This is a genomic window from Micromonospora sp. WMMD734 (genome assembly GCF_049178975.1).
GTDB classification, from domain to species: domain Bacteria; phylum Actinomycetota; class Actinomycetes; order Mycobacteriales; family Micromonosporaceae; genus Micromonospora; species Micromonospora wenchangensis.
The window spans coordinates 3514646-3540070 of record NZ_JBMHMK010000001.1 but is presented as its reverse complement, the minus strand read 5'-3'; the positions used below and the strand labels follow the sequence as shown (position 1 = coordinate 3540070).

5 protein-coding genes are annotated in these 25425 nt (G+C 74.5%); 4 read left to right on the top strand and 1 reads right to left on the bottom strand.

The features are described from left to right. Positions 1-42: 42 nt before the first annotated feature. Positions 43-21264, top strand: coding sequence for an SDR family NAD(P)-dependent oxidoreductase (locus tag ACN267_RS15015; RefSeq protein WP_421488949.1), 21222 nt, complete (start codon positions 43-45; stop codon positions 21262-21264). Positions 21265-21482: 218 nt separating this feature from the next. Continuing rightward, the gene (locus ACN267_RS15010; RefSeq protein WP_204928161.1) at positions 21483-21749 is read left to right on the top strand and encodes a PqqD family protein; all 267 of its coding nucleotides are present in this window, start codon (positions 21483-21485) and stop codon (positions 21747-21749) included. A gap of 106 nt (positions 21750-21855) precedes the next feature. Here ACN267_RS15010 and ACN267_RS15005 read toward each other — a convergent pair whose 3' ends face one another. Next, the gene (locus ACN267_RS15005; protein WP_204957237.1) at positions 21856-22464 is read right to left on the bottom strand and encodes a TetR/AcrR family transcriptional regulator; all 609 of its coding nucleotides are present in this window, start codon (positions 22462-22464) and stop codon (positions 21856-21858) included. A gap of 82 nt (positions 22465-22546) precedes the next feature. Here ACN267_RS15005 and ACN267_RS15000 point away from each other — a divergent pair, with 82 nt between their 5' ends. After that, positions 22547-24295 (top strand): MFS transporter, encoded by a 1749-nt coding sequence (locus ACN267_RS15000; RefSeq protein ID WP_421488948.1) that lies wholly within the window; start codon positions 22547-22549, stop codon positions 24293-24295. 300 nt (positions 24296-24595) lie between these two features. Further along, entirely contained in the window at positions 24596-25372 is a 777-nt protein-coding gene (locus ACN267_RS14995; RefSeq protein ID WP_204957239.1) for a thioesterase II family protein, read from the top strand. Positions 25373-25425: the final 53 nt, after the last annotated feature.

Sequence of the window (25425 nt, the reverse complement as noted above, 5' to 3'; positions counted from 1 at the left end):
ACCGAGCCGGGCGTCGAACCCGGAGACCTAGTGGAGCGTGCCATGAGCGAGTCCGTGAACCCCACCGGTGCCGAGCCCGACGCCCTGTCGGCACTGCGGCGACGGCTGGAGGGCCGCACGGCCGACGAGCAGGACCGGGCGCTCACCGCGCTGGTCCGGGAGCAGGCCCGCGACGTGCTGCGGACCGTACTGCCGGACGGCCCGGACGCGGTCGAGCCCGGCCGGCCCTTCCGCGACCTGGGCTTCGACTCGCTCGCCGCGGTCGAGCTGCACCGTCGGCTCGCCGCCGCGACCGGCCTGGACCTGCCGGTCACCCTGGTCTTCGACCACCCGACGCCGCAGGCGGTCGGGCGGCTGCTGCGGACCCTGCTCGGTGGGGACGCCGCGCCCGCGCCGGTCGCCGCGCCGCTGCGCCGGCCCGCCGCCGACGACGAGCCGATCGCGGTGGTCGGTATCGGCTGCCGCTACCCGGGGCACAGCACCTCCGCCGACGACCTGTGGCGGCTGGTCTTCGAGGGCCGGCACGTGATCAGCGACTTCCCGACCGACCGGGGCTGGGACACCGACGGCCTCTACGACCCGGACCCGGGCAAGCCGGGCAAGACCTACGTGCGCCAGGGCGGTTTCCTGGAGGGCGCGGCCGAGTTCGACGCGGACTTCTTCGGCATCAGCCCGCGCGAGGCGATGACGATGGACCCGCAGCAGCGGCTGGTGCTGGAGACCGCCTGGGAGGCGCTGGAGGACGCCGGGATCGACTCGGCGTCGCTGCGCGGCAGCCAGACCGGTGTCTTCATCGGCGCCGAACCGCAGGAGTACGGCCCCCGGCTGCACGAGGCCCCGGAGGGCCTGGACGGCTACCTGCTCACCGGCAACGCGCCGAGCGTGGTGTCCGGCCGGCTCGCCTACACCTTCGGCTTCGAGGGCCCGACGCTGACCGTGGACACCGCCTGCTCGGGTTCGCTGGTCGCCCTGCACCTGGCCTGCCAGGCCGTGCAGCGCGGCGAGTGCACCACGGCGTTGGCCGGTGGGGTCGCGGTGATGGTGCACCCGGGCGCGTTCACCGCGTTCAGTCGGCAGCGGGGCCTCGCCCCGGACGGGCTGTGCAAGCCGTTCGCGGCGGCGGCCGACGGTACCGGCTGGGCCGAGGGGGTCGGCATCCTGGTGCTGGAGCGGCTCTCCGACGCCCGCCGCAACGGCCACCGGGTGCTCGGGGTGATCCGGGGTTCGGCGATCAACCAGGACGGCGCGTCCAACGGGTTGACCGCCCCGAACGGGCCGTCCCAGCAGCGGGTGATCATGTCCGCGCTGGCCTCGGCCGGTCTGGCCGCCACCGACGTCGACCTGGTCGAGGCGCACGGCACCGGCACCCGGCTCGGCGACCCGATCGAGGCCCAGGCGATCATCGCCACCTACGGCCGGGAACGCCCCGCCGACCGGCCGCTGTGGCTCGGTTCCCTCAAGTCCAACATCGGCCACTCGCAGGCCGCCGCCGGCGTCGCCGGGGTGATCAAGGTGCTGATGGCGATGAAGCACCGGGTGCTGCCGCAGACCCTGCACGTCGACGCGCCCACCCCCAACGTGGACTGGTCGGCCGGCACCGTCGCGCTGCTCACCGAGGCCCGCCCGTGGGACGACCCGGGCCACCCGCGCCGGGCCGGGGTCTCCTCGTTCGGGGTCAGCGGCACCAACGCGCACGTCATCGTCGAGGAGCCGCCGGCTGTCGACGACGAGGCCGTGCCCGCCGTGCCGCAGCTGCCCAGCGAGGTGCTGCCGGTGGTGCTCTCCGCCCGCAGCGAGGCGGCGCTGCGCGACCAGGCCACCGTGTTGCTCGCCGTCGTGGACACCGACGGGGACGCCCCGGAACTGCTCGACGTCGCGTACTCGCTGGCCACCACCCGGACCGCGCTGGAGCAGCGGGCGGTGCTGGTGGCCCGGGACCGGCCCGGGGCCAGCCGTGACCTGGCCGCCCTCGCCGCCGGTGGCGACGTGCCCGGCGTACACCTGGGCCAGGCCACCGGTGGTGGGCTCGGTTTCCTGTTCACCGGGCAGGGCAGCCAGCGGCTGGACGCCGGCCGGCAGCTGCACCGCAGCTACCCGGTCTACGCCGCCGCGTTCGACGACGCCTGCGGCTGGCTCGACCTGCAACTGGACGTGCCGCTGGCCGACGTGCTGTTCGCCGAGCCCGGCACCGCCGAGGCGGCCCTGCTCGACCAGACCGCCTACACCCAGTGCGCGCTGTTCGCGGTGGAGGTCGCCCAGTTCCGGCTGCTGGAGTCGTGGGGGGTCCGGCCGGACCTGCTCGCCGGGCATTCGATCGGTGAGCTGGCCGCCGCCCACGTCGCCGGGGTGCTCTCCCTGGAGGACGCCGCGCTGCTGGTCGCCGCCCGGGGCCGGCTGATGCAGCAGCTCCCCGCCGAGGGCGCGATGATCTCGGTGCAGGCCACCGAGGAGCAGCTCCGCCTGCTGCTGGCCGGGCGCGAGGAGCAGGTGGGCCTGGCCGCGGTGAACGGCCCGACCTCGGTGGTGGTCTCCGGCGACGAGGACGCCGTGCTGGAGGTGGTCGCCGCCCTCGCCGCCGCCGGGCACAAGACGAAGCGGCTCAAGGTCAGCCACGCCTTCCACTCGCCGCTGATGACGCCGATGCTCGCCGAGTTCGGCCGGCTGGCGCACGTGCTCACCTACCGCCCGCCGACCATCCCGGTCGTCTCCACGGTCACCGGCCGGCCGGTGCTCGCCGGTGAACTGTGCGACCCCGACTACTGGGTGCGGCACGTGCGTGACAGCGTCCGGTTCGCCGACGCCGTCCGGGCGATGGTCGACGAGGGGGTCACCACCTTCCTCGAACTGGGTCCGGCCGGTGTGCTCTCCGCGATGGGTCCGGCCTGCCTCGACGACGACGCCGACGTGGTCTTCGCCCCGCTGCTGCGCGCCGACCACGACGAGGAGACCGACGTCGTCACCGCCGTCGCCCGCGCCCACGTGCGGGGCGTGCCGGTGGACTGGACGGCGTTCTTCGCCGCCCGGGGGGCCCGCCGGGTCGCGCTGCCCACGTACCCGTTCCAGCGTCGCCGGTTCTGGATGGAATCCGGTGGCGGCAGCGCCGACGCGACCGGCTTCGGTCAGCTCGCCGCCGGGCATCCGCTGGTCGGCGCGGTCGTCGGCCTGGCCGGCGGCGAGGGCGTGGTGCTCACCGGTCGGGTGTCACTGCGCAGCCACCCGTGGCTGGCCGACCACACCATCTCCGGGGTGGCGCTGCTGCCCGGCACCGCCTTCGTCGAGCTGGCCGTGCGGGCCGGCGACCAGGTCGGCTGCCCCACCGTCGAGGAACTGACCCTGGAGGCTCCGCTGGCGCTCGACGAGCGCGGTGTCGCCCTCCAGGTGGTCGTCGGCGTCGCCGACCCGGCCGGCCGCTGCCCGGTGGCCGTCTACTCGCGGCCCGACGGGTCCGACCCGGACGACCAGCTCTGGACCCGGCACGTCAGCGGCTTCCTCACCCCGGAGTCCGCCGACGCCGGGCAGCCGCTCACCCAGTGGCCGCCGCGCGACGCCCGCCCGGTCGACCTGGCCGGCATCTACGCCGAACTCGCCGACCAGGGCTACGGTTACGGCCCGGTCTTCCAGGGCCTCAAGGCCGTCTGGCGACACGGCCAGGAGGTGTACGCCGAGGTCGCGCTCCCCGCCGACAGCCGGGCCGAGGCGGCCCGGTTCGGCCTGCACCCGGCGGTGCTCGACGCCGCCCTGCACGCCATCGACGCGGCCCGCCGGGGCGAGCCCACCGACGACGAGGTGCGCATCCCGTTCGCCTGGAACGACGTCACCCTGCACGCCGCCGGTGCGGCCGAGGTGCGGGTGCGGATCGCCCCGGCCGCCGGGGACAGCGTGTCGGTGACCCTCGCCGACGCCACCGGCGCACCGGTGGCCACGGTGCGGTCGTTCGTCTCCCGGCCGGTCTCCACCGCCCAGCTCACCGCGGCCCGGGGCGGCTACCACGAGCGGCTGTTCCGGCTGGAGTGGACGAAGCTCGGGCACCGGCCCGCCCCGGCGGGCACCCCCCGCTGGGTGGTGCTCGGCGACGAGCGGATCGGCTCGGCCACCCGGCACGCCGACCCGGCCGCGCTGGGTGCCGCGATCGACGCCGGCGCGACCGCGCCCGAGTTCGCGTTCGTCGGGGTCGCCGCCGGTGACGTCCGGGCCGCCACCGCCGGTGCGTTGACGTTGGTGCAGCAGTGGCTGGCCGACGCGCGCCTGGCCGGCACCCGGCTGGTCTTCGTCAGCCGTGCCGACGACCTCGCCACCGAGGCGGTCTGGGGTCTGCTGCGGGCGGCGCAGACGGAGAACCCGGACCGGTTCGTCACCGTCCGGCTCGCCGACGCCCCCGCGCCGCTGCTGGCCGCCGCCCTGGCCACCGGCGAACCGGAACTGCGGGTACGCGACGGGGAGATCAGTGTGCCCCGGCTGGCCCGGGTCGCCACCACCCCCGACGGCAGCGACGACGCCGGTTGGCCGACCGACGGTACGGTGCTGGTCACCGGCGGCACCGGCGGGCTCGGCGCGCACGTCGCCAGGCACCTGGCCGGCAACCACGGCGTACGTCATCTGCTGTTGACCAGCCGTCGTGGCCCGGCGGCGGCCGGTGTGGCGGAGCTGCGCGCGGAGCTGGAAGCGGCCGGCGCGAGCGTCGAGGTGGCCGCCTGCGACGCGGCCGACGCCGATGCCCTGGCCGCGCTGCTCGCCGCCGTCCCGGCCGACCGGCCGCTGCGGGCGGTGGTGCACGCCGCCGGCATCGTCGACGACGGGACGATCGGCTCGCTCACCCCGCAGCGGATCGACGCGGTGCTGAAGGCCAAGCTGGACGGCGCGGTCAACCTCGACCGGTTGACCCGCGACGCCGACCTGACCGCGTTCGTGCTCTTCTCCTCCCTGGCGAGCCTGCTCGACTGCGCCGGGCAGGGCAACTACGCCGCCGCGAACGCCACCCTGAACGCGCTGGCCGTCACCCGTCGGGCGCAGGGACGGCCCGCCGTCGCCCTCACCTGGGGCCTGTGGACCGGCGACAGCGGCATGGGCGGCCAGTTGGACGCCGCCGCGTTGCAGCGCATCGAGCGGTCCGGCATGCCCGGCCTCAGCCCGGCCGAGAACCTGGCCCTGCTCGACGCGGCGCTCGGCGTCGACGAGCCGGTGCTCGCCCCGATCCGGGTCGACCTGACCGCGCTGCGCAACCGGCCCGACGGGGTGCCGGCGCTGCTGCGCGGCCTGGTACCGCTGCCGGCCCGGCGGGCCGCGCAGGCCGCCGGCCCGGCAGACGCCGCGCAGGGGCTGGCCCGGCAGTTCGCCGGCCTCACCCCGGCCGAACGGGACCGGGTCACCCTCGACCTGGTCCGCGCGCACGTCGCCGCCGTGCTCGGCCACGACGGCGCGGAGGCGATCGAGCCCCGCCGCGCCTTCAACGAGCTGGGCTTCGACTCGCTGGCCGCGGTGGAGCTGCGTAACCGGCTCAACGCCGCCACCGGGCTGCGGCTGCCGGCGACCCTGGTCTTCGACTACCCGACGCCGGTGGCGCTCGCCGAGTTCGTGGTCTCCACCGTGCTCGGCACCGACGTGGACGTGGTGGTGCCGGAGCTGGCGTCGGCCTCGTTCACCCAGGAGCCGATCGCGATCGTCGCGATGAGCTGCCGCTTCCCCGGCGGGGTGAGCACCCCGGAACAGCTGTGGGAGCTGCTGGAGGGCGGCGTGGACGCGGTCTCCCCGTTCCCCACCGACCGGGGCTGGGACCTGGCCGGCATGTACGACCCGGAGCCCGGCAAGCCCGGCAAGACGTACTCGATGGAGGGTGGTTTCCTCTACGACGCGGCCGACTTCGACGCGGACTTCTTCGGGATCAGCCCGCGTGAGGCGGTCGCGATGGACCCGCAGCAGCGGTTGCTGCTGGAGACGTCGTGGGAGGTGCTGGAGCGGGCCGGGATCGACCCGACCTCGCTCAAGGGCAGCCCGACCGGTGTCTTCGCCGGCGTCATGTACCACGACTACGCCCTGCGCCTGCACCAGGTGCCCGACGAACTGGCCGGCTACCTGGGCAACGGCAGCCTGGCCAGCATCGTCTCCGGCCGGGTCGCCTACACCCTCGGCCTGGAGGGGCCGGCGGTGTCGATCGACACCGCCTGCTCGTCGTCGCTGGTCGCGATCCACCTGGCGGTGCAGGCGCTGCGGGCCGGGGAGTGCTCGCTGGCCCTGGCCGGTGGCGTCACCGTGATGTCCACCCCGGACACGTTCATCGACTTCAGCCGCCAGCGGGGCCTGGCCAAGGACGGCCGGTCCAAGTCGTTCGCGGCCGGGGCCGACGGCACCGGCTGGGGTGAGGGCGCCGGCATGCTGCTGCTGGAGCGGCTGTCCGACGCACGGGCCAACGGCCACCAGGTGCTCGCGGTGATCCGGGGCTCCGCCACCAACCAGGACGGCGCGTCCAACGGGCTCACCGCGCCGAACGGCCCGTCGCAGCAGCGGGTGATCCGGCAGGCGCTGGCCTCCGCCGGTGGCATCCCGGCGACCGAGGTGGACGCCGTCGAGGCGCACGGCACCGGCACCGCCCTCGGCGACCCGATCGAGGCGCAGGCGCTGCTCGCCACGTACGGGCAGGGCCGGCCGGGTGAGCGTCCGCTCTGGCTCGGCTCGATCAAGTCCAACATCGGGCACACCCAGGGTGCGGCAGGTGTCGCGGGTGTGATCAAGATGGTGTTGGCGATGCGCAACGAGCTGCTGCCGCGCACCCTGCACGCCGACGAGCCGTCGCCGCAAATCGACTGGTCGGCCGGTGAGGTGCGGCTGCTCACCGAGGCGCAGCCGTGGCCGGCGCTGGACCGGCCGCGCCGGGCGGGCGTGTCGTCGTTCGGGATCAGCGGCACCAACGCCCACGTGATCGTGGAGGAGGCCCCGCCGGTCGAGCTGGAGGGCGAGATCGTCGCGCCGCCGGCCGTGCTGCCGTGGGTGCTCTCGGCCAAGACCGAGGAGGCGCTGCGCGCCCAGGCCGCCCAGCTCCGGGCCGCCGTGTCCGCCGCCACCACCGACCCGGGCGACCTCGCGTACACGCTGGCGAAGGGGCGGGCGGCGCTGGACCGGCGGGCCGTCGTCGTCGGTGACGTCACCGACTTCCTGACCGGCGCGGACGCCCTGGTCGCCGGGGCCGCGGTGCCGACGCCGTTGCAGGGCGGCTCCGGGGTGGTGTTCGTGTTTCCGGGGCAGGGTTCGCAGTGGGTGGGGATGGCGGTGGAGTTGTTGGATTCGTCTCCGGTGTTTGCGGAGCGGGTCAATGAGTGTGGGGTGGCGTTGTCGGAGTTTGTGGAGTGGCGGTTGGTGGAGGTTTTGCGGGGTGTGGAGGGTGCTCCGTCGTTGGAGCGGGTTGATGTGGTGCAGCCGGTGTTGTGGGCGGTGATGGTGTCGTTGGCGGGGTTGTGGCGGTCGTTTGGGGTGGTGCCGGATGCGGTGATTGGGCATTCGCAGGGTGAGATTGCGGCGGCGGTGGTGGCGGGTGGTTTGTCGTTGCGGGATGGGGCGTTGGTGGTGGCGTTGCGGAGTTTGGCGATTGCGGAGGTGTTGGCGGGTCGGGGTGCGATGGCCTCCATCGGCCTGCCCGCCGAGCGGGTCCGCGAGCGCCTCGACGCCTACGACGGCCGGGTGTCCATCGCCACCGTCAACGGGGTGTCGTCGGTGGTGGTCTCCGGTGACCCGGACGCCGTCGACGACCTGGTCGCGACGCTGACCGCCGAGGGCCTGCGGGCCAAGCGGGTGAACGTGGACTATGCGTCGCACTCGGCGCAGGTGGAGCTGATCGAGCAGCGGTTGCGTGCCGACCTCGCTGAGGTCACGCCGCGGGCCGCCACCGTCCCGTTCTACTCGACAGTCACCGGCGGGGTGCTGGACACCACCGGTCTGGACGCCGGTTACTGGTACACCAACCTGCGGCAGACCGTCCGGTTCGAGGAGACCACCCGGGTGCTGCTGCGGGCGGGGATGCGGGTGTTCCTGGAGTGCAGTGCGCATCCGGTGCTGACCATGGGTGTCGAGGAGACGGCCGCCGATGCGGGGGTCGAGGTGGCCGCCGTCGGGTCGCTGCGCCGGGGCGAGGGCGGGCTGCGTCGCTGGCTCACCTCGCTGGGTGAGGCGTTCGTCCGTGGGGTGCCGGTGGACTGGTCGTCGGCGTTGCCGGCGCGTCCGCGTGGTGAGGTGCCGCTGCCGACGTACCCGTTCCAGCGTCGCCGCTACTGGATCGACGCGACCAGCGGCACGACCGACGTGGCGTCGGTGGGCCTCGGCGCGGCCGGCCACCCGCTGTGGGGGGCGTCGGTGGCGATGGCCGAGTCGGGCGAGGTGCTGTTCACCGCCCGGATCTCGTTGGACACCCACCCGTGGCTGGCCGACCACGCCGTCAACGGCACCGTCCTGCTGCCCGGCGCGGCCTTCGTCGAGATGGTGCTGCACGCCGGTGACCACGTCGGCCTCGGCCACCTGGAGGAGCTGACCCTGCACGCCCCGCTGCTGCTCGCCGAGCGCGCGGCCGTGCAGGTGCAGCTGCTGATGACCGCCGCCGACGAGTCGACCCGGCGGACCGTCAGCGTCCACTCCCGGGCCGAGCATGCCGAGGCGGAGCAGCCGTGGACCCGGCACGCCACCGCCGTGCTCACCGACACCCCGGCCGCCGCCGGCTTCGACCTGTCGGCGTGGCCGCCGTCGGGGGCGGTGCCGGTGGCGACGGCGGGGTTGTATGACGAGCTGGTGGTGCAGGGGTACGAGTATGGTCCGGTGTTCCAGGGGGTGCAGGCTGCCTGGCGGGTTGGTGAGGTGGTGTTTGCTGAGGTTGCGCTTCCGGAGGAGGCGCATGGTGAGGCGGCGCGGTTCGGGGTGCATCCGGCGTTGTTGGATGCGGCGTTGCAGGTGGTGGGGATCGGTGAGCCGGTGCCGGTGGGTCGTCCGCCGTATCTGCCGTTCGCCTGGACGGATGTGACGCTGCACGCCACGGGCGCGACCGCCCTGCGGGTGAAGGTCACCCCGACCGGCCCGGAGGCGGTCACCCTGCATCTGGCCGACCCGACCGGTGCGCCGGTCGCCGAGATCGGCTCCCTGGTGTCCCGGCCGGTGCAGCTCGCCGCCGCCACCACCGAGGGCAACCTCTACCGGGTCGACTGGACCACCGTCGCGGTGCCCGCCACCCCGACGACGCCCTCGTGGTCCCACCTGGCGGATCTCGCCGACGACGTGCCGGAGCTGGTCCTCGCCCGGCTCACCGATGACGGACCGGTCGCCGACGTCGAGGTCGCCGCGCGGGCCGCGGTGGGTACGGCGCTCGCGCTGCTGCAGCGCTGGTTGGCCGACCCCCGGTTGGCCGAGTCCCGGCTGGTGGTGCTCACCAGCGGCGCCGCCGACCAGGTGACCGACCTGGTGCACGCCCCGGTGTGGGGTCTGGTGCGGGCCGCCCAGGTGGAGAACCCGGGTCAGTTCGTGCTGGTGGACGCCGACCCGGAGACCCCGGTGGAGGAGATCCTGGCGGCGGTCGGCACCGGTGAGCCGGAGTTGTCGCTGTGCGACGGTCAGGTGCGGGTGCCGCGCCTGGCCCGCGCCGACGCCGGGGACCCGGTGTGGCGGGCCGACGGTGCGGTGCTGGTCACCGGCGGCACCGGTGTGCTGGGCGGGTTGGTGGCCCGGCACCTGGTGGAGGTCCACGGGGTGCGGGACCTGGTGCTGACCTCGCGGCGTGGGTTGACCGCGCCGGGTGCGGTGCAGTTGCGCGACGAGCTGGCCGGGCTGGGTGCCACCGTCGAGGTGGTGGCCGCCGATCTGGCCGACCGGGACGCGGTCGCCGGGGTGCTCGACGGCATCCCGGCGTTGACCGCCGTCGTGCACACCACCGGCGCGTTGGACGACGGCACCGTCGCCGCGTTCACCGACGCGCAGCTCGACACCGTGTGGCGGGCCAAGGCCACCCCGGCCTGGCATTTGCACGACCTCACCCGGGACCGGGAGCTGTCCGCGTTCGTGCTGTTCTCCTCGGCCGCCGGCGTGGTCGACGGCTCCGGGCAGGGCAACTACGCCGCCGCGAACGTCTTCGTCGACGCCCTGGCCGCGCACCGGCGGGCCCTCGGTCTGCCGGCCACGTCGCTGGCCTGGGGTTTCTGGGAGCAGCGCAGTGGGATGACCGCGCACCTCGGCGACGCCGACGTGGCCCGGATGGCCCGCTCCGGCGTGCTCGGCATCGGCACCGACCAGGGCCTCGCCCTGCTCGACGCGGCAGTGGCCACCGACGAGGCGCTGCTGGTGCCGGTCCGACTGGACACCGCCGCGCTGCGCGCCCAGGGCCAGCAGCTCCCGGCCCTGTTCCGGGGCCTGGTCCGGCTCCCGGCCCGGCGCGCCGCCGGTGCGACCGCGACGCCGGTCGGCGGCTCGGCCCTGCACCGGCAACTGCTCGGCCTCGCCGACGCCGACCAGCGGCGACTGCTGCTCGACCTGGTCCGGGCCAACGTCGCCGGGGTGCTCGGCCACGAGAGCCCGGCCACCGTCGAGCCGTCCCGGGCGTTCCGGGAACTCGGCTTCGACTCGCTGGCCGCCGTCGAGCTGCGCAACAAGCTCAACACCGCCACCGGGCTGCGGTTGCCGGCGACCCTGGTCTTCGACTACCCCAACCCGACCGCGCTCGCCGACTACCTGCACACCAGGATCCTCGGCGCGGCCACCCCGCAGGCCCCGACCGTGGCCACCCCCGTCGCCGACGACGAACCCGTCGCCATCGTGGCGATGAGCTGCCGTTTCCCCGGTGGGGTCCGCACCCCCGAGGACCTGTGGCGGCTGCTCGCCGACGGCACCGACGCGATCACCCCGTTTCCCACCGACCGGGGCTGGGACCTGGCCGGCATGTACGACCCGGAGCCCGGCCGGACCGGCAAGACGTACGCCATGGAGGGTGGTTTCCTCTACGACGCGGCCGACTTCGACCCCGACTTCTTCGGGATCAGCCCGCGTGAGGCGGTCGCCATGGACCCGCAGCAGCGGCTGCTGCTGGAAACCTCGTGGGAAGCCCTGGAGCGGGCCGGCATCGACCCGAACTCGCTGCGCGGCAGCCTCACCGGCGTCTTCGCCGGGGTCATGTACCACGACTACGCCAGCCGGCTGCCCGAGGTGCCCGAGGAACTCGCCGGCTACCTGGGCAACGGCAGCATGGCAAGCGTCGCGTCCGGCCGGATCGCCTACACCCTCGGCCTGGAGGGGCCGGCGGTCAGCGTCGACACCGCGTGCTCGTCGTCGCTGGTGGCGATCCACCTGGCCGTGCAGGCGCTGCGCTCCGGCGAGTGCTCGCTCGCGCTGGCCGGTGGCGTCACCGTGATGTCCACCCCGGACACGTTCATCGAGTTCAGCCTCCAGCGGGGCCTGGCCGCCGACCACCGGTGCAAGTCCTTCGCGGCCGGCGCGGACGGCACGGCGATGTCCGAGGGCGTCGGCATGCTGCTGCTGGAGCGGCTGTCCGACGCCGAACGGCACGGCCACCACGTCCTCGCGGTGGTGCGGGGTTCGGCGATCAACCAGGACGGCGCGTCCAACGGCCTCACCGCCCCGAACGGTCCCTCACAGCAGCGGGTGATCCGGCAGGCGCTCGCGGCGGCCGGTGGCATCCCGGCGACCGAGGTGGACGCCGTCGAGGCGCACGGCACCGGCACCACCCTCGGCGACCCGATCGAGGCGCAGGCGCTGCTGGCCACGTACGGTCAGGAACGTCCCGGGGACCGGCCGCTCTGGCTCGGCTCGGTGAAGTCGAACATCGGGCACACCCAGGGTGCGGCAGGTGTCGCGGGTGTGATCAAGATGGTGTTGGCGATGCGCAACGGGGTGCTGCCCCGGACCCTGCACGTGGACGAGCCCACCCCGCAGGTGGACTGGTCGGCCGGTGAGGTGCGGCTGCTCACCGAGACGCAGCCGTGGCCGGCGCTGGACCGGCCCCGCCGCGCCGGGGTTTCCTCGTTCGGCATCAGCGGCACCAACGCCCACGTCATCCTCGAACAGGCGCCCCCGGCCGAGGAGCCGCCGGTCGACGCCCCCGAGCCGGAGCTGCTGCCCTGGGTGCTGTCGGCCCGTACCGACCAGGCCCTGCGGGAGCAGGCCGCCCGGGTGGCCGACGTCGCGGGCGACGGGTCCGTCAAGGCCGGTGACCTCGCGTACGCGCTGGCGACCGGGCGGGCGCTGCTCGACCGCCGCACGGTGATCGTCGGTGACCGGAGCGACTTCGTCGCCGGGGCGCGGGCGTTCGCCGCCGACGGCACCGCACCCGGCGTGCTCCAGGGCGGCACGGTCTTCGTGTTTCCGGGGCAGGGTTCGCAGTGGGTGGGGATGGCGGTGGAGTTGTTGGATTCGTCTCCGGTGTTTGCGGAGCGGGTCAATGAGTGTGGGGTGGCGTTGTCGGAGTTTGTGGAGTGGCGGTTGGTGGAGGTTTTGCGGGGTGTGGAGGGTGCTCCGTCGTTGGAGCGGGTTGATGTGGTGCAGCCGGTGTTGTGGGCGGTGATGGTGTCGTTGGCGGGGTTGTGGCGGTCGTTTGGGGTGGTGCCGGATGCGGTGATTGGGCATTCGCAGGGTGAGATTGCGGCGGCGGTGGTGGCGGGTGGTTTGTCGTTGCGGGATGGGGCGTTGGTGGTGGCGTTGCGGAGTTTGGCGATTGCGGAGGTGTTGGCGGGTCGGGGTGCGATGGCCTCCATCGGCCTGCCCGCCGAGCGGGTCCGCGAGCGCCTCGACGCCTACGACGGCCGGGTGTCCATCGCCACCGTCAACGGGGTGTCGTCGGTGGTGGTCTCCGGTGACCCGGACGCCGTCGACGACCTGGTCGCGACGCTGACCGCCGAGGGCCTGCGGGCCAAGCGGGTGAACGTGGACTATGCGTCGCACTCGGCGCAGGTGGAGCTGATCGAGCAGCGGTTGCGTGCCGACCTCGCTGAGGTCACGCCGCGGGCCGCCACCGTCCCGTTCTACTCGACAGTCACCGGCGGGGTGCTGGACACCACCGGTCTGGACGCCGGTTACTGGTACACCAACCTGCGGCAGACCGTCCGCTTCGAGGAGACCACCCGCGCCCTGCTCGACGCCGGGATGCGGGTGTTCCTGGAGTGCAGTGCGCATCCGGTGCTGACGATGGGTGTCGAGGAGACCGCCGCCGATGCGGGGTTCGAGGTGGCCGCCGTCGGGTCGCTGCGCCGGGGCGAGGGCGGGCTGCGTCGCTGGCTCACCTCGCTCGGTGAGGCCTTCGCCCGGGGCGTCACCGTCGACTGGTCGCCGGTGCTGCCGGCGCGTCCGCGCGGTGAGGTGCCGCTGCCGACGTACCCGTTCCAGCGCCGCCGCTACTGGCTGAACGCCACCGGTGGCAGCGCCGACCTCACCTCCGCCGGTCTCGGTTCCGCCGGGCACCCGCTGTGGGGGGCCGCCGTCACCATGGCCGAGTCCGGTGAGGTGCTGTTCACCGGCCGGATCTCGTTGGACACCCACCCGTGGCTGGCCGACCACGCCGTCAACGGCACCGTCCTGCTGCCCGGCACCGGTTTCGTCGAACTCGTCCTGCACGCCGGGGACGACGTCGGGCTCGGTCACCTCGACGAGTTGACCCTGCACGCCCCGCTGATCCTGCCCGAGCAGGGGGCCGTACAGGTGCAGTTGCTGCTCGCCGCCGCCGACGACACCGGCCGCCGGACGGTCACCGTGCACTCCCGGCCGGAACACACCGGCAGCTGGGTCCGGCACGCCACCGGCGTGCTCTCCGCCGACGTCACCGACCCCGGCTTCGACCTGCGGGAATGGCCGCCGTCGGGTGCGGTGCCGGTGGCGACGGCGGGGTTGTATGACGAGCTGGTGGTGCAGGGGTACGAGTATGGTCCGGTGTTCCAGGGGGTGCAGGCTGCCTGGCGGGTTGGTGAGGTGGTGTTTGCTGAGGTTGCGCTTCCGGAGGAGGCGCATGGTGAGGCGGCGCGGTTCGGGGTGCATCCGGCGTTGTTGGATGCGGCGTTGCAGGTGGTGGGGATCGGTGAGCCGGTGCCGGTGGGTCGTCCGCCGTATCTGCCGTTCGCCTGGACGGACGTGACGCTGCACGCCACGGGCGCGACCGCCCTGCGGGTGAAGGTCACCGCCAGCGGCCCGGAGTCCGCCACCCTGCACCTGGCCGACCCGGACGGCGAACCGGTCGCCGTGATCGGCGCGCTGGTGTCCCGGCCGGTCCAGCTCACCGCCGCCGCCCCGACCGACGGGGACCTCTACCACGTCGACTGGGTGACCGTGCCCACCGGCACCGCCGCCGAGTCGTGGGGCTACCTGGAGGGCCTCGGCCTCGGCGTCCCCGACGTCGTGCTCGCCCCGCTCACCCCGCCCGCCGCCGAACTCGACCCGGCCACCGCCGCCCGTACGGCGGTGGGGGAGACCCTCGCCCTGCTCCAGTCCTGGCTGGCCGACCCGACCCAGGCCGCCGCCCGGCTGGTCGTGATCACCGACGGTGCCGTCGACGGCGGCACCGACCTGGCCCACGCCCCGATCTGGGGCCTGGTCCGCGCCGCGCAGGCGGAGAACCCCGGCCAGCTCGTGCTGGTGGACGCCGACCCGGAGACCCCGGTGGAGGAGATCCTGGCGGCGGTCGGCACCGGTGAGCCGGAGTTGTCGCTGCGCGACGGTCAGGTGCGGGTGCCGCGCCTGACCCGCGCCACCACCACCGGTGGGTCCTGGCGGGCCGACGGCACCGTCCTGGTCACCGGCGGCACCGGTGTGCTGGGCGCGCTCGTCGCCCGGCACCTGGTGACGGTGCACGGGGTGCGGGACCTGGTCCTGACCTCGCGGCGCGGGCTGACCGCGCCGGGTGCGGCGGAGCTGCGCGACGAGTTGACCGGCCTCGGGGCCACCGTCGAGGTGGTGGCCGCCGACCTGGCCGACCGGGACGCCGTCGCCGGGCTGCTCGACGCCATCCCGGCGCTGACCGCCGTCGTGCACACCACCGGGGTCCTCGACGACGGCCTGCTGACCGCCCTGACCCCGGCACAGCTCGACACCGTGTGGCGGGCCAAGGCCGACCCGGCCTGGCACCTGCACGAGCTCACCCGCGACCGGGAGCTGTCGGCGTTCGTGCTGTTCTCCTCCGCCGCCGGGGTCCTCGACGGGGCGGGCCAGGCCAACTACGCCGCCGCGAACGTCTTCCTCGACGCCCTGGCCGTGCACCGGCGGACGCTCGGTCTGCCGGCCACGTCGCTGGCCTGGGGTTTCTGGGAGCAGCGCAGTGGGATGACCGCGCACCTCGGCGACGCCGACGTGGCCCGGATGGCCCGCTCCGGCGTCCTGCCGCTGGACTCCGACCGGGGTCTGGCCCTGCTGGACGCGGCGGTCGCCGGCGACGAGGCGCTGCTGGTGCCGGTCCGGCTGGACACCGCCGCGCTGCGCGCCCAGGGCCAACACCTGCCGGCCCTGTTCCGCGGCCTGGTCCGGCTCCCGGCCCGGCGGGCGGCAGGTGGCCAGGCCACCCCGGCCACCGGCTCCGGCCTGCACCGGCAGCTCGTCACCCTCGGCGCAGACGACCAGCACCGGGTGCTGCTCGACCTGGTCCGGGCCAACGTCGCGGCCGTCCTCGGCCACGACAGCGGCACCGCCGTCGAGCCGGCGCGGGCGTTCAAGGAACTCGGCTTCGACTCGCTGGCCGCCGTGGAGCTGCGCAACAAGCTCAACACCGCCACCGGGCTGCGGCTGCCGGCGACCCTGGTCTTCGACTACCCCAACCCGACGGCGCTGGCCGGTTACCTGCACGGCACGCTCCTCGGCGGTCCGGCGCAGGCACAGCCGACCACCGTGGTCCGGCCGGTGGTCGACGAACCCGTCGCCATCGTCGCGATGAGCTGCCGCTTCCCCGGCGGGGTCCGCACCCCCGAGGACCTGTGGCAGCTCCTGGTCGACGGCGCGGACGCCATCTCGCCGTTCCCCACCGACCGGGGCTGGGACCTCGACCACCTCTACGACCCGGAGCCCGGCAAGCCCGGCCGGACGTCCTCGCTGGAGGGTGGTTTCCTCTACGACGCGGCCGACTTCGACCCGGACTTCTTCGGCATCGGCCCGCGTGAGGCGGTCGCCATGGACCCGCAGCAGCGGCTGCTGCTGGAAACGTCGTGGGAGGTGCTGGAGCGGGCCGGGATCGACCCGACCTCGCTCAAGGGCAGCCCGACCGGGGTGTTCACCGGTGTGATGTACCACGACTACGGCAGCCGGCTGTCCGAGGTGCCCGAGGAGTTGGCGGGTTACCTGGGCAACGGCAGCATGGCGAGCGTCGCGTCCGGCCGGATCTCGTACACCCTCGGGCTGGAGGGGCCGGCGGTCAGCGTCGACACCGCGTGCTCGTCGTCGCTGGTGGCGATCCACCTGGCCGTGCAGGCGCTGCGCTCCGGCGAGTGCTCGCTGGCGCTGGCCGGCGGGGTCACGGTGATGTCCAAGCCGGACACGTTCCTCGACTTCAGCCTCCAGCGGGGGCTGGCCTCCGACGGCCGGTGCAAGTCCTTCTCCGCCGACGCCGACGGCACCGGAATGTCCGAGGGCGTCGGCATGCTGCTGCTGGAGCGGCTGTCCGACGCCGAACGGCACGGCCACCACGTCCTCGCGGTGGTGCGGGGTTCGGCGATCAACCAGGACGGCGCGTCCAACGGGTTGACCGCCCCGAACGGCCCCGCCCAGCAGCGGGTCATCCGGCAGGCGCTGGCCGCCGCCGACGTCCGCCCCGACGAGGTCGACCTGGTCGAGGCGCACGGCACCGGCACCACCCTCGGTGACCCGATCGAGGCGCAGGCGGTCCTCGCCACCTACGGTCAGGACCGGCCGCAGGACCGGCCGCTCTGGCTCGGCTCGATCAAGTCGAACATCGGCCACACCCAGGGCGCGGCCGGCGTCGCGGGTGTGATCAAGATGGTGTTGGCGATGCGCAACGGGCTGCTGCCCCGCACCCTGCACGCCGAGCAGCCGTCGCCGCAGGTGGACTGGTCGGCCGGGGGGGTGCGGCTGCTCACCGAGGCGCAGCAGTGGCCGGCACTGGAGCGGCCCCGCCGCGCCGGGGTCTCCTCGTTCGGCATCAGCGGCACCAACGCCCACGTCATCATCGAGCAGGCGCCGGCGGTCGAGGCGACGCCCGCCGACGGGGACGCCCGGCACACCCCGCCGGTGCTGCCCTGGCTGCTCTCCGCCCGCTCGGCGCAGGCGCTGCGCGCCCAGGCCGGGCTGGTCGCCGACACCGGGGCCACCCTCGACGTGGCGTACTCGCTGGCCACCACCCGGGCGGTGCTGGAGCGTCGGGCCGTGGTGGTCGCCCCCGCCGGGGACGACGCGGTCCGCGCCCTGCGCGCCGCCGCCGAGGGCACCGACCCCGCCGAGTGGGTGCAGGGGACGCCGTCAGCGGGCAGGTTCGCCATGCTCTTCACCGGCCAGGGCGCACAGCGCCTCGGCATGGGCCGCGAGCTGGCCGCGGCGTACCCGGCGTTCGCCGAGGCGTTCGCCGAGGTGTGCGCCCACCTGGACGCGCAGCTCGACCGGCCGCTGCGGGAGGTGCTCTACACCGAACCCGACGTCGCCGACGCCGCGCTGCTCGACCAGACCGTCTACAGCCAGAGCGCGCTGTTCGCCATCGAGGTGGCGCTGTACCGGCTGCTCGAATCCTGGGGCGTCCGGCCCGACCTGGTGGCCGGGCACTCCATCGGCGAGATCAGCGCCGCACACGTCGCCGGGGTGCTGTCGCTGCCCGACGCGGCCACCCTGGTCACCGCGCGTGGCCGGCTGATGCAGGCGATGCGGGAGGACGGCGCGATGGTCGCCGTCGAGGCATCCGAGGACGAGGTACGCCGGGAGCTGGCCGGCCGGGAGACCGAGCTGGGTGTCGCGGCGGTCAACGGACCCCGGTCCGTGGTGATCTCCGGTGACCACGACGCCGTCGGTGCCCTCGCCGACGACTGGCGGGCCCGGGGACGCCGCACCAAGCGGCTGCGGGTCAGCCACGCGTTCCACTCCCCGCACATGGAGCCGATGCTCGCCGAGTTCCACCGGGTCGCCGCCGGGTTGACCTTCGCCCCGCCGCAGGTGCCCGTGGTGTCCAACCTGACCGGTCGGCTCGCCGACCCCGACGAGATCACCACCCCCGGCTACTGGGTGCGGCACGTCCGGGAGGCGGTCCGGTTCAGCGACGGGATCGCCACCCTGGAGGCGGCCGGCGTCACCACGTTCCTGGAGGTCGGGCCGGACGCGGTGCTCACCGCGATGGGCCGGGAGTGCGTCACCGACACCGGCGGTGTCGCCCTGGTGCCGGTGCTGCGCGGCGGCCGGGACGAGGCGGCGACCCTGCTGACCGCCCTCGCCACCCTGCACACCCGGGGCGTCCCGGTGGACTGGCGGGCCTGGTTCGCGCCCACCGGCGCCCGGGTCACCGACCTGCCGACGTACCCGTTCCAGCGGCGTCGGCTCTGGCTGGACGCCCCGGCGGGCGGCGGTGACGTGCCGGCGCTGGGTCAGCGCCCGGCCGCCCACCCGCTGCTCGGCGCGGTCGTCGGGCTGGCCGGTGTCGACGGCACCGTGCTGACCGGCCGGCTGTCGCTGCGGACCCACCCGTGGCTTGCCGAACACGACCTCGCCGGGACGGTGCTGCTGCCCGGCACGGCGTTCGTCGAGCTGGCCGTCCGCGCCGGTGACCAGGTCGGCTGCGCCCAGGTGGAGGAGTTGACGCTGGAGGCCCCGCTGGTCGTCCCGCCCCGGGGCGGCATCGACCTCCAGGTGGTGGTCGCAGCGCCCGACGCGACGGGACGCTGCCCGGTCACCGTGCACTCCCGGCCTGAGGACGGCGTCGACGGGTGGACCCGGCACGCCACCGGCGTGCTGGCCCCGGCGGCGTCGACCGCGCCGGCCGGCGCGGCCGGCGACGCCTGGCCGCCGGCCGGGTCCACCCCGGTCGACCTGGCCGGCCGCTACGACCGGCTGGCCGACGCCGGCTACCACTACGGCCCGCTGTTCCAGGGCCTGCGGGCCGCCTGGCGCAACGGCGACGAGGTGTACGCCGAGGTGGCGCTCCCCGACGAGGCGACGTCCACGGCCGACCGGTTCGGCCTGCACCCGGCGCTGTTCGACGCGGTGCTGCACACCCTCGACCTGACCGGGGACGAACCGGACGACGACCTGCTCCGGCTTCCGTTCGCCTGGCGCGGGGTCACCCTGCACGCCACCGGCGCGACGGCGCTGCGGGTGCGGCTGCGCCCGACCGGCCCGCAGGAGGTGTCGTTCGACCTCGCCGACACCACCGGCGCGCCGGTCGCCTCGGTGGCCTCGCTGGTGGTCCGGCCGCTGGCCGCCGACCAGCTGGGCGGGGCCCGGGCCGCACACCGCTCGTCGCTGTACCAGCTCACCTGGGCCGCGGTGGAGACGCCGCAGGGCACCGGCGACGCCACGACCGTGGTCCTCGGCGACGACGACCTCGGCCTCGGGGTGCCCCGGTACGCCGACCTCGCCGCGCTCGCGGCGCAGGCCGACGGCACGCCGGGCACCGTCGTGGTGGCCTGGCGTTCCCCGTCGGACTCGCCCTCGGCGGTGGCCACCGGGGCGCTGTCCCTGGTGCAGGGGTGGCTCGCCGACGACCGGTTCGCCGGTGCCCGGCTGGCGTTGGTGACGACCCGGGCGGTCGCCACCGCCGACGGCGAGGACGTGCCCCGACCGGTGGACGCCACCGTCTGGGGGCTGGTCCGGGCCGCGCAGGAGGAGAACCCGGGCCGGCTGGTCCTGATCGACGTCGACGGGCCGGACCCGGCGGCGGTGCGGGCGGCGCTGGCCGTCGACGGCGAACCGCAACTGGCGGTCCGTCGGGGTGGCCTGCTCGCACCCCGGCTCGCGGCGTTGCCGGTGCCCGACGGTGAGCTGCCCGTCGGCACCGACCCGACGGGCACGGTGCTGGTCACCGGCGGCACCGGCGGCCTGGGCCGGCTGCTCGCCGAGCACCTGGTCACCCGGCACGGCGTACGGCGGCTGCTGCTGGCCAGCCGGCGCGGTCCGGCGGCCCCGGGCGTGGACGAGCTGGTCGGCCGGCTGACGGCGGCCGGCGCGGAGGTGACGGTGGCCTCCTGCGACCTGGCCGACCGGGCGGCGGTGGCGGCCCTGCTCGACGGGGTGCCCGCCGAGCACCCGCTGACCGGGGTGGTCCACGCGGCCGGGGTGGTCGACGACGGGCTGCTGCCGACGTTGACCCCGCAGCGGGCGGCGGCGGTGCTCGGCCCCAAGGCGGAGGCCGCCCGTCACCTGCACGAACTCACCCTGCACCGGCCGCTGCGCTGGTTCGTGCTGTTCTCCTCGGCTGCGGCCACCCTGGGTGGCGCCGGCCAGGCCAGCTACACCGCGGCGAACGCCTACCTCGACGCCCTCGCCCAGCACCGGCGGGCGCACGGTCTCGCCGGCACCGCGCTGGCGTGGGGCCTGTGGGCCGAGGCGGGCAGCGGGATGACCGGTCACCTCGGTGCGGCGGACCTGCGCCGGATGGCCCGTTCCGGGGTGGCCGCACTGTCCACGCCCGACGCGTTGGCGCTGTTCGACGCGACCCTCGGGCCGGTGCCGGCGGTGGCCCTGCCGGTCCGGCTTGACCTGGCCGCGATCCGGTCCCGGGCCGACGGGGTGCCGCCGCTGTGGCGCGGCCTGGTCCGGACGCCGGCCCGGCGGGCGGCGGCCGGTGCGGCCGGCCCGGTGGCGGGGGAGCGGCCGCTGGCCGACCGGCTGGCCGGCCTGTCGCCGGATGACGCCGACCGGACCGTGACCGAACTGGTCCAGGCCCGCGCGGCCGAGGTGCTGGGGCACGACCGCCCGCACCTGCTGGACGTGGACAAGGGCTTCCTGGAGCTGGGCTTCGACTCCCTGGCGGCCGTGGAGTTCCGCAACAGCCTCGGTGCGGCGACCGGGCTGCGGTTGCCGGCGACCCTCATCTACGACCACCCCAGTCCGGCGGCGGTGGCCCGGTTCGTCCGGTCCGAGCTGGCCGGTGACCTGCCGGCCGCGCCGTCGCTGGAGGCGGAGCTGGCCCGGTGGGAGACGCTGCTGGACGGCACCGTGCCGGACGAGGCGGAGCGGGGCCGGATCACCGTCCGGCTCCAGGCGCTGATGTCCCGGTGGAACGCGGCGTACGGGGCGGCCGAGGTGACGTCGGACGCCCGGGACCTGGCGTCGGTCACCGCGGACGAGTTGTTCGACATCCTCGACGACGAGTTGGAAGCGTCGGACTGACCCTCTTCCGAGGAGGCCCGAGGTCCGCCGACCCCCACGGGTGGCCGGCGGACCTCGGGCTTCCTCCCCGCGTACGGGTGGGGTTTTGTCCACCTTCGACGTGGGTCCATGGCCGTACCGTGTCACCGTCCGACCTCATACCGTAGTGAGCGGGCCTGGTGGACGTCACGGTTCGCCGCAGGGTGCCACCAGGGTGGACACGGGGAGAGGCAGGGAGGATGCGGGTGCGACTCGAACAGGGCATCGTCGCCAAGGTCACCCGGAACGGGCAGCTTGAGCTGATCTCCGAACGGAGCGGGCTGCGATACCGGTTCGGGGCGACCGCCGCCGCGATGTGGATCGCGTTGCAGCAGCAGGGCGGTTCGCTGGAGCGGGCGGCCGGTGTGCTGGCCCGGCAGTGGTCGGCCGATCCGGCGGTCACCCGGCGCGACTTCGACGTCTGGCTGGAGGACATGCTCCGCGCCGGCCTGGTCCGGGTGGAGTGACCGGTCCGGCGGGTCCGCCCCGACCCCTATCCCGACCCCCTGTACGCGGGCGGTGGTGGGTCGTACCCCTGTCCGGTCGGTCGGGACGCGACCCGGCGGGTGGGGGTCAGGCGTCGGAGGACGGGGTTTCGGGGTCGCCTGATTCGTTGACCGCGCCGACGATCACCCGCAGCGCCTCGGCCAGGTCCTTGCCGGAGGGGGCGGCCTCGGGATCGAGCAGCCGCTGCACCGTCAGGCCGGTCATCAACGCCAGCAGGAACGAGCCGACGGCCTTGCGGGTCGCCTCGGGGACGTTCTCGCCCCCGTTGCGGATGACGAAGGTGGCCAGCGCGGGCCGGGCCCGGGTGTACGTCTCGGCGAGCTGTTCGCGCAGCACCGGCAGGTGCTCGGCCAGCGCGAACGCCTCGATCCCGGCGACCCAGAGCGGCCGGTGCGTGCCGAACGACTCCACCAGGCCGGTCCACATGGTCTCCAGCCGGTCCATCAGGTCGGGCTGGGTGCCGTCGCGCAGCACCCGGTCGATCTCGACGCCCCACTCCTCGAACGCCTGCACCAGGGCGGCGGTCAGCAGCGCCTCCTTGGAGCCGAAGTGGTAGCCGATCGACGCCAGGTTCGTGTCCGACGCGGCGACGATGTCGCGGGCGGTGGTGCGTGTGTAGCCGCGCTCGTAGAGGCAGACCCTGGCCCCTGCCAGCAGGCGTTCCCGATGACCCACGGGCGTCACCCTACTCGGAACCACCCCCTAATTCATCCATCGGATGTATACGAGCGTCTAAATCCGGTGGTAGCTTTCGGCCATGGCTACAGCGCAGGCAAAGGCCGGCCGCCGCGAGTGGATCGGCCTCGCGGTACTCGTCATGGTGACACTGATCATCAGCATGGACATGACCGTGCTGTCGTACGCTCTGCCGTTCATCACGGCGGACCTTGAGCCGACCAGCAGTCAGCTCCTCTGGATCACGGACGTCTACGCCTTCGTGCTGGCCGGCCTGCTGATTCCGATGGGGACCCTGGGGGACCGGATCGGGCGCCGCCGGCTGCTGATGATCGGCGCGGCGGTGTTCGGTGCCGCATCCGTGGCAACGGCCCTCTCCACCAGTCCCGGCATGCTGATCGGGACCCGGGCGGTGATGGGTGCCGCGGGTGCGACGCTCATGCCGTCGACCATGTCGTTGATCCGCAACATGTTCCACGACGAGAACGAGCGCCGGGCCGCGATCGGCATGTGGGCGGCCGGCTTCTCCGCCGGTGGCGTCATCGGCCTGGTGGCCGGCGGGGCGCTGTTGCAGTACTTCTCCTGGGGCACCGTCTTCGAGATCAACGTGCCGATCATGCTGCTGCTGCTGATCCTGGCCCCGTTGCTGCTGCCCGAGTTCCGCAACCCCGCCGCCGGCCGGCTCGACCTGCTCAGCACGGTGCTGGCGTTCGTCGCCGTGCTGCCGATGATCTGGGGCATCAAGCAGTTCGCCGAGGACGGCATGACCTGGCCACCGGTGGCCGGTGTGCTCGCCGGTCTGCTCTTCCTGACCGTGTTCGTCCTGCGTCAGCGCCGGCTCGCCGACCCGGTGATCGACGTCCGGCTGTTCCGCGCCCCCGCGTTCAGCGCGGCCGTGGTGATGAACGTGCTCGCCAACTTCGCGCTGGTCGGGTTCATGTTCTTCATCAGCCAGTACCTCCAGTTGGTGCTCGGGCTGCGGCCGTTCACCGCCGGCCTGTGGTCGCTGCCGGCCGCCGGCGCGGCGGGCATCGGCGCGGCGGTGCTCGCGCCGATGCTGGCGCAACGCTTCCGGCGGGCCTACGTCGCCGCCGGGGGGCTGCTGGTGGGTGCCGCCGGCTGCCTGGTGCTCGCCCAGGTCGGTGACGACTCGGGGCTGGCCATGGTGGTGGTGGGCCAGGCGCTGATGACGGGTGGCATCGCGATGGTGCTGACGCTCAGCGCCGAGTTGATCGTCTCCACCGCGCCGCCGGAGCGGGCCGGCGCGGCGGCCGGGCTCTCCGAGACCGGTAGCCAGTTCGGCGCGGCGCTCGGTGTGGCGATCCTCGGCAGCATCGGCACGTACGTCTACCGGCGGCAGCTCTCCGGTGGGGCCCCCGACGGCGTCCCGGCCGACTCCTGGGCGACCGCCCGGGAGACCCTGGGTGGCGCGGTCGAGGAGAGCCGTACCCTCTCCGCCACCGCGGCGGACACGCTGGTCGCGCTGGCCCGGGCCGCCTTCGCCGACGAACTGCGGGTCGCCGCGGTCGCCGCGGCCGGCATCCTGGTGGTGACTGCGGTCCTGGCCGCCGTGCTGCTGCGCAACGTGGGGGCCTCGGTGCCCGGTCAGGATCCGTCAGGCGGACCCGCCGACGCCGGGCCCGCCGGCACCCCGGCGGTCGACCCGGACGCTGCGGCCGTCTCGGCCGATCCGGCCGGGACGGGGGGCGACCCGTCGACCCGGGCGGAGCAGGCCGCGGCGGAAGGACGCCTCGACACCGAGCCGCCGGCGGTCCGGATCGGGCCGGACTCGACCCCCCAACCGTCCCGGCCGGCACATCCGGTGGCCTGACCGTACGGTTCCGACGGTGGCGTTCCCGCGGTGGGCGGGGACGCCACCGTCGTCCGTGCCGCCGGTCGTGACGGTGCCGGGCTAGGGGCCCGGTGCCCCGCTTAGGGGTTGTCCCGGCGTTTCGGACGTTCCTACGCTCGCTTCGACAGCGGGCACCGGCGTCACACGGGGGGCGTCGGTTCGACATCCGTGCCCGGCGGGTCGGTCGGCGCGTCGGTCGAGCCGTCGGCACGGGGGTTGGCCCGCTGGAGACGTCCTGCTGTGGGCGCACCCGCAGCGCCGATCCGTAGGGGACCAGTGATGACGGCAACGCTCGAGAACGACCTCTGGGTGCGGCGGTTCCACCCGTCGCCGACCAGCGCGATCCGGCTGGTGGCGTTGCCGCACGCCGGTGGCTCGGCCAGCTATCTGTTCCCGGTCTCCCGGGCCCTCACGCCCGCCGTGGAGGTGCTGGCGATCCAGTACCCGGGTCGGCAGGACCGCCGGCACGAGCCGGTGCTGGATTCCGTCGCCGCCCTGGCCGACGGGGTGTTCGAGGCGCTGCGGCCGTGGCTGGACCGGCCGGTGGCGCTCTTCGGGCACAGCATGGGTGCCGTGCTCGCCTACGAGGTGGGGCTGCGGTTGCAGACGCGGACGGGTCAGCCGCCGGTGCGCCTGTTCGCCTCCGGTCGCCGGGCGCCGTCCCGGGTCCGCGACGAGCGCTACGTGCACACCCGCGACGATGCCGGCGTGCTGCGGGAACTGGCCCGGCTCAGCGGTTCGGACCCGAGGGTGCTGGGTGACCCGGAGCTGCTGCCGATGATCCTGCCCGCGGTGCGCGGCGACTACAAGGCGGTGGAGACCTACCGGACCGACCCGGACCAGCGCCTGGACGCCCCGATCACCGTGCTGACCGGGGACGCGGACCCGGTGACCACGTTGGACGAGGCGCACGACTGGGCGAAGCACACCAGCGGCGAATGCGACGTGCGGGTCTATCCGGGTGGGCACTTCTACCTCAACGACCACGCCGCCGACGTGATCAAGCTGATCGGCGCGCAGTTGCACCACGCGGTCTCCGGCGGCCCGGCGGCCTGACTGGATCCGCGCCCGCTACCGGGAGGATCGTCCCCCGGGACGGGCGTTGCGGG

Bases quoted from the DNA above. Each gene is read 5' to 3' on its own strand.
- ACN267_RS15015 (WP_421488949.1), top strand. From the start codon at position 43: ATGAGCGAGTCCGTGAACCCCACCGGTGCCGAGCCCGACGCCCTGTCG.
- ACN267_RS15010 (WP_204928161.1), top strand. From the start codon at position 21,483: ATGCGGGTGCGACTCGAACAGGGCATCGTCGCCAAGGTCACCCGGAAC.
- ACN267_RS15000 (WP_421488948.1), top strand. From the start codon at position 22,547: ATGGCTACAGCGCAGGCAAAGGCCGGCCGCCGCGAGTGGATCGGCCTC.
- ACN267_RS14995 (WP_204957239.1), top strand. From the start codon at position 24,596: ATGACGGCAACGCTCGAGAACGACCTCTGGGTGCGGCGGTTCCACCCG.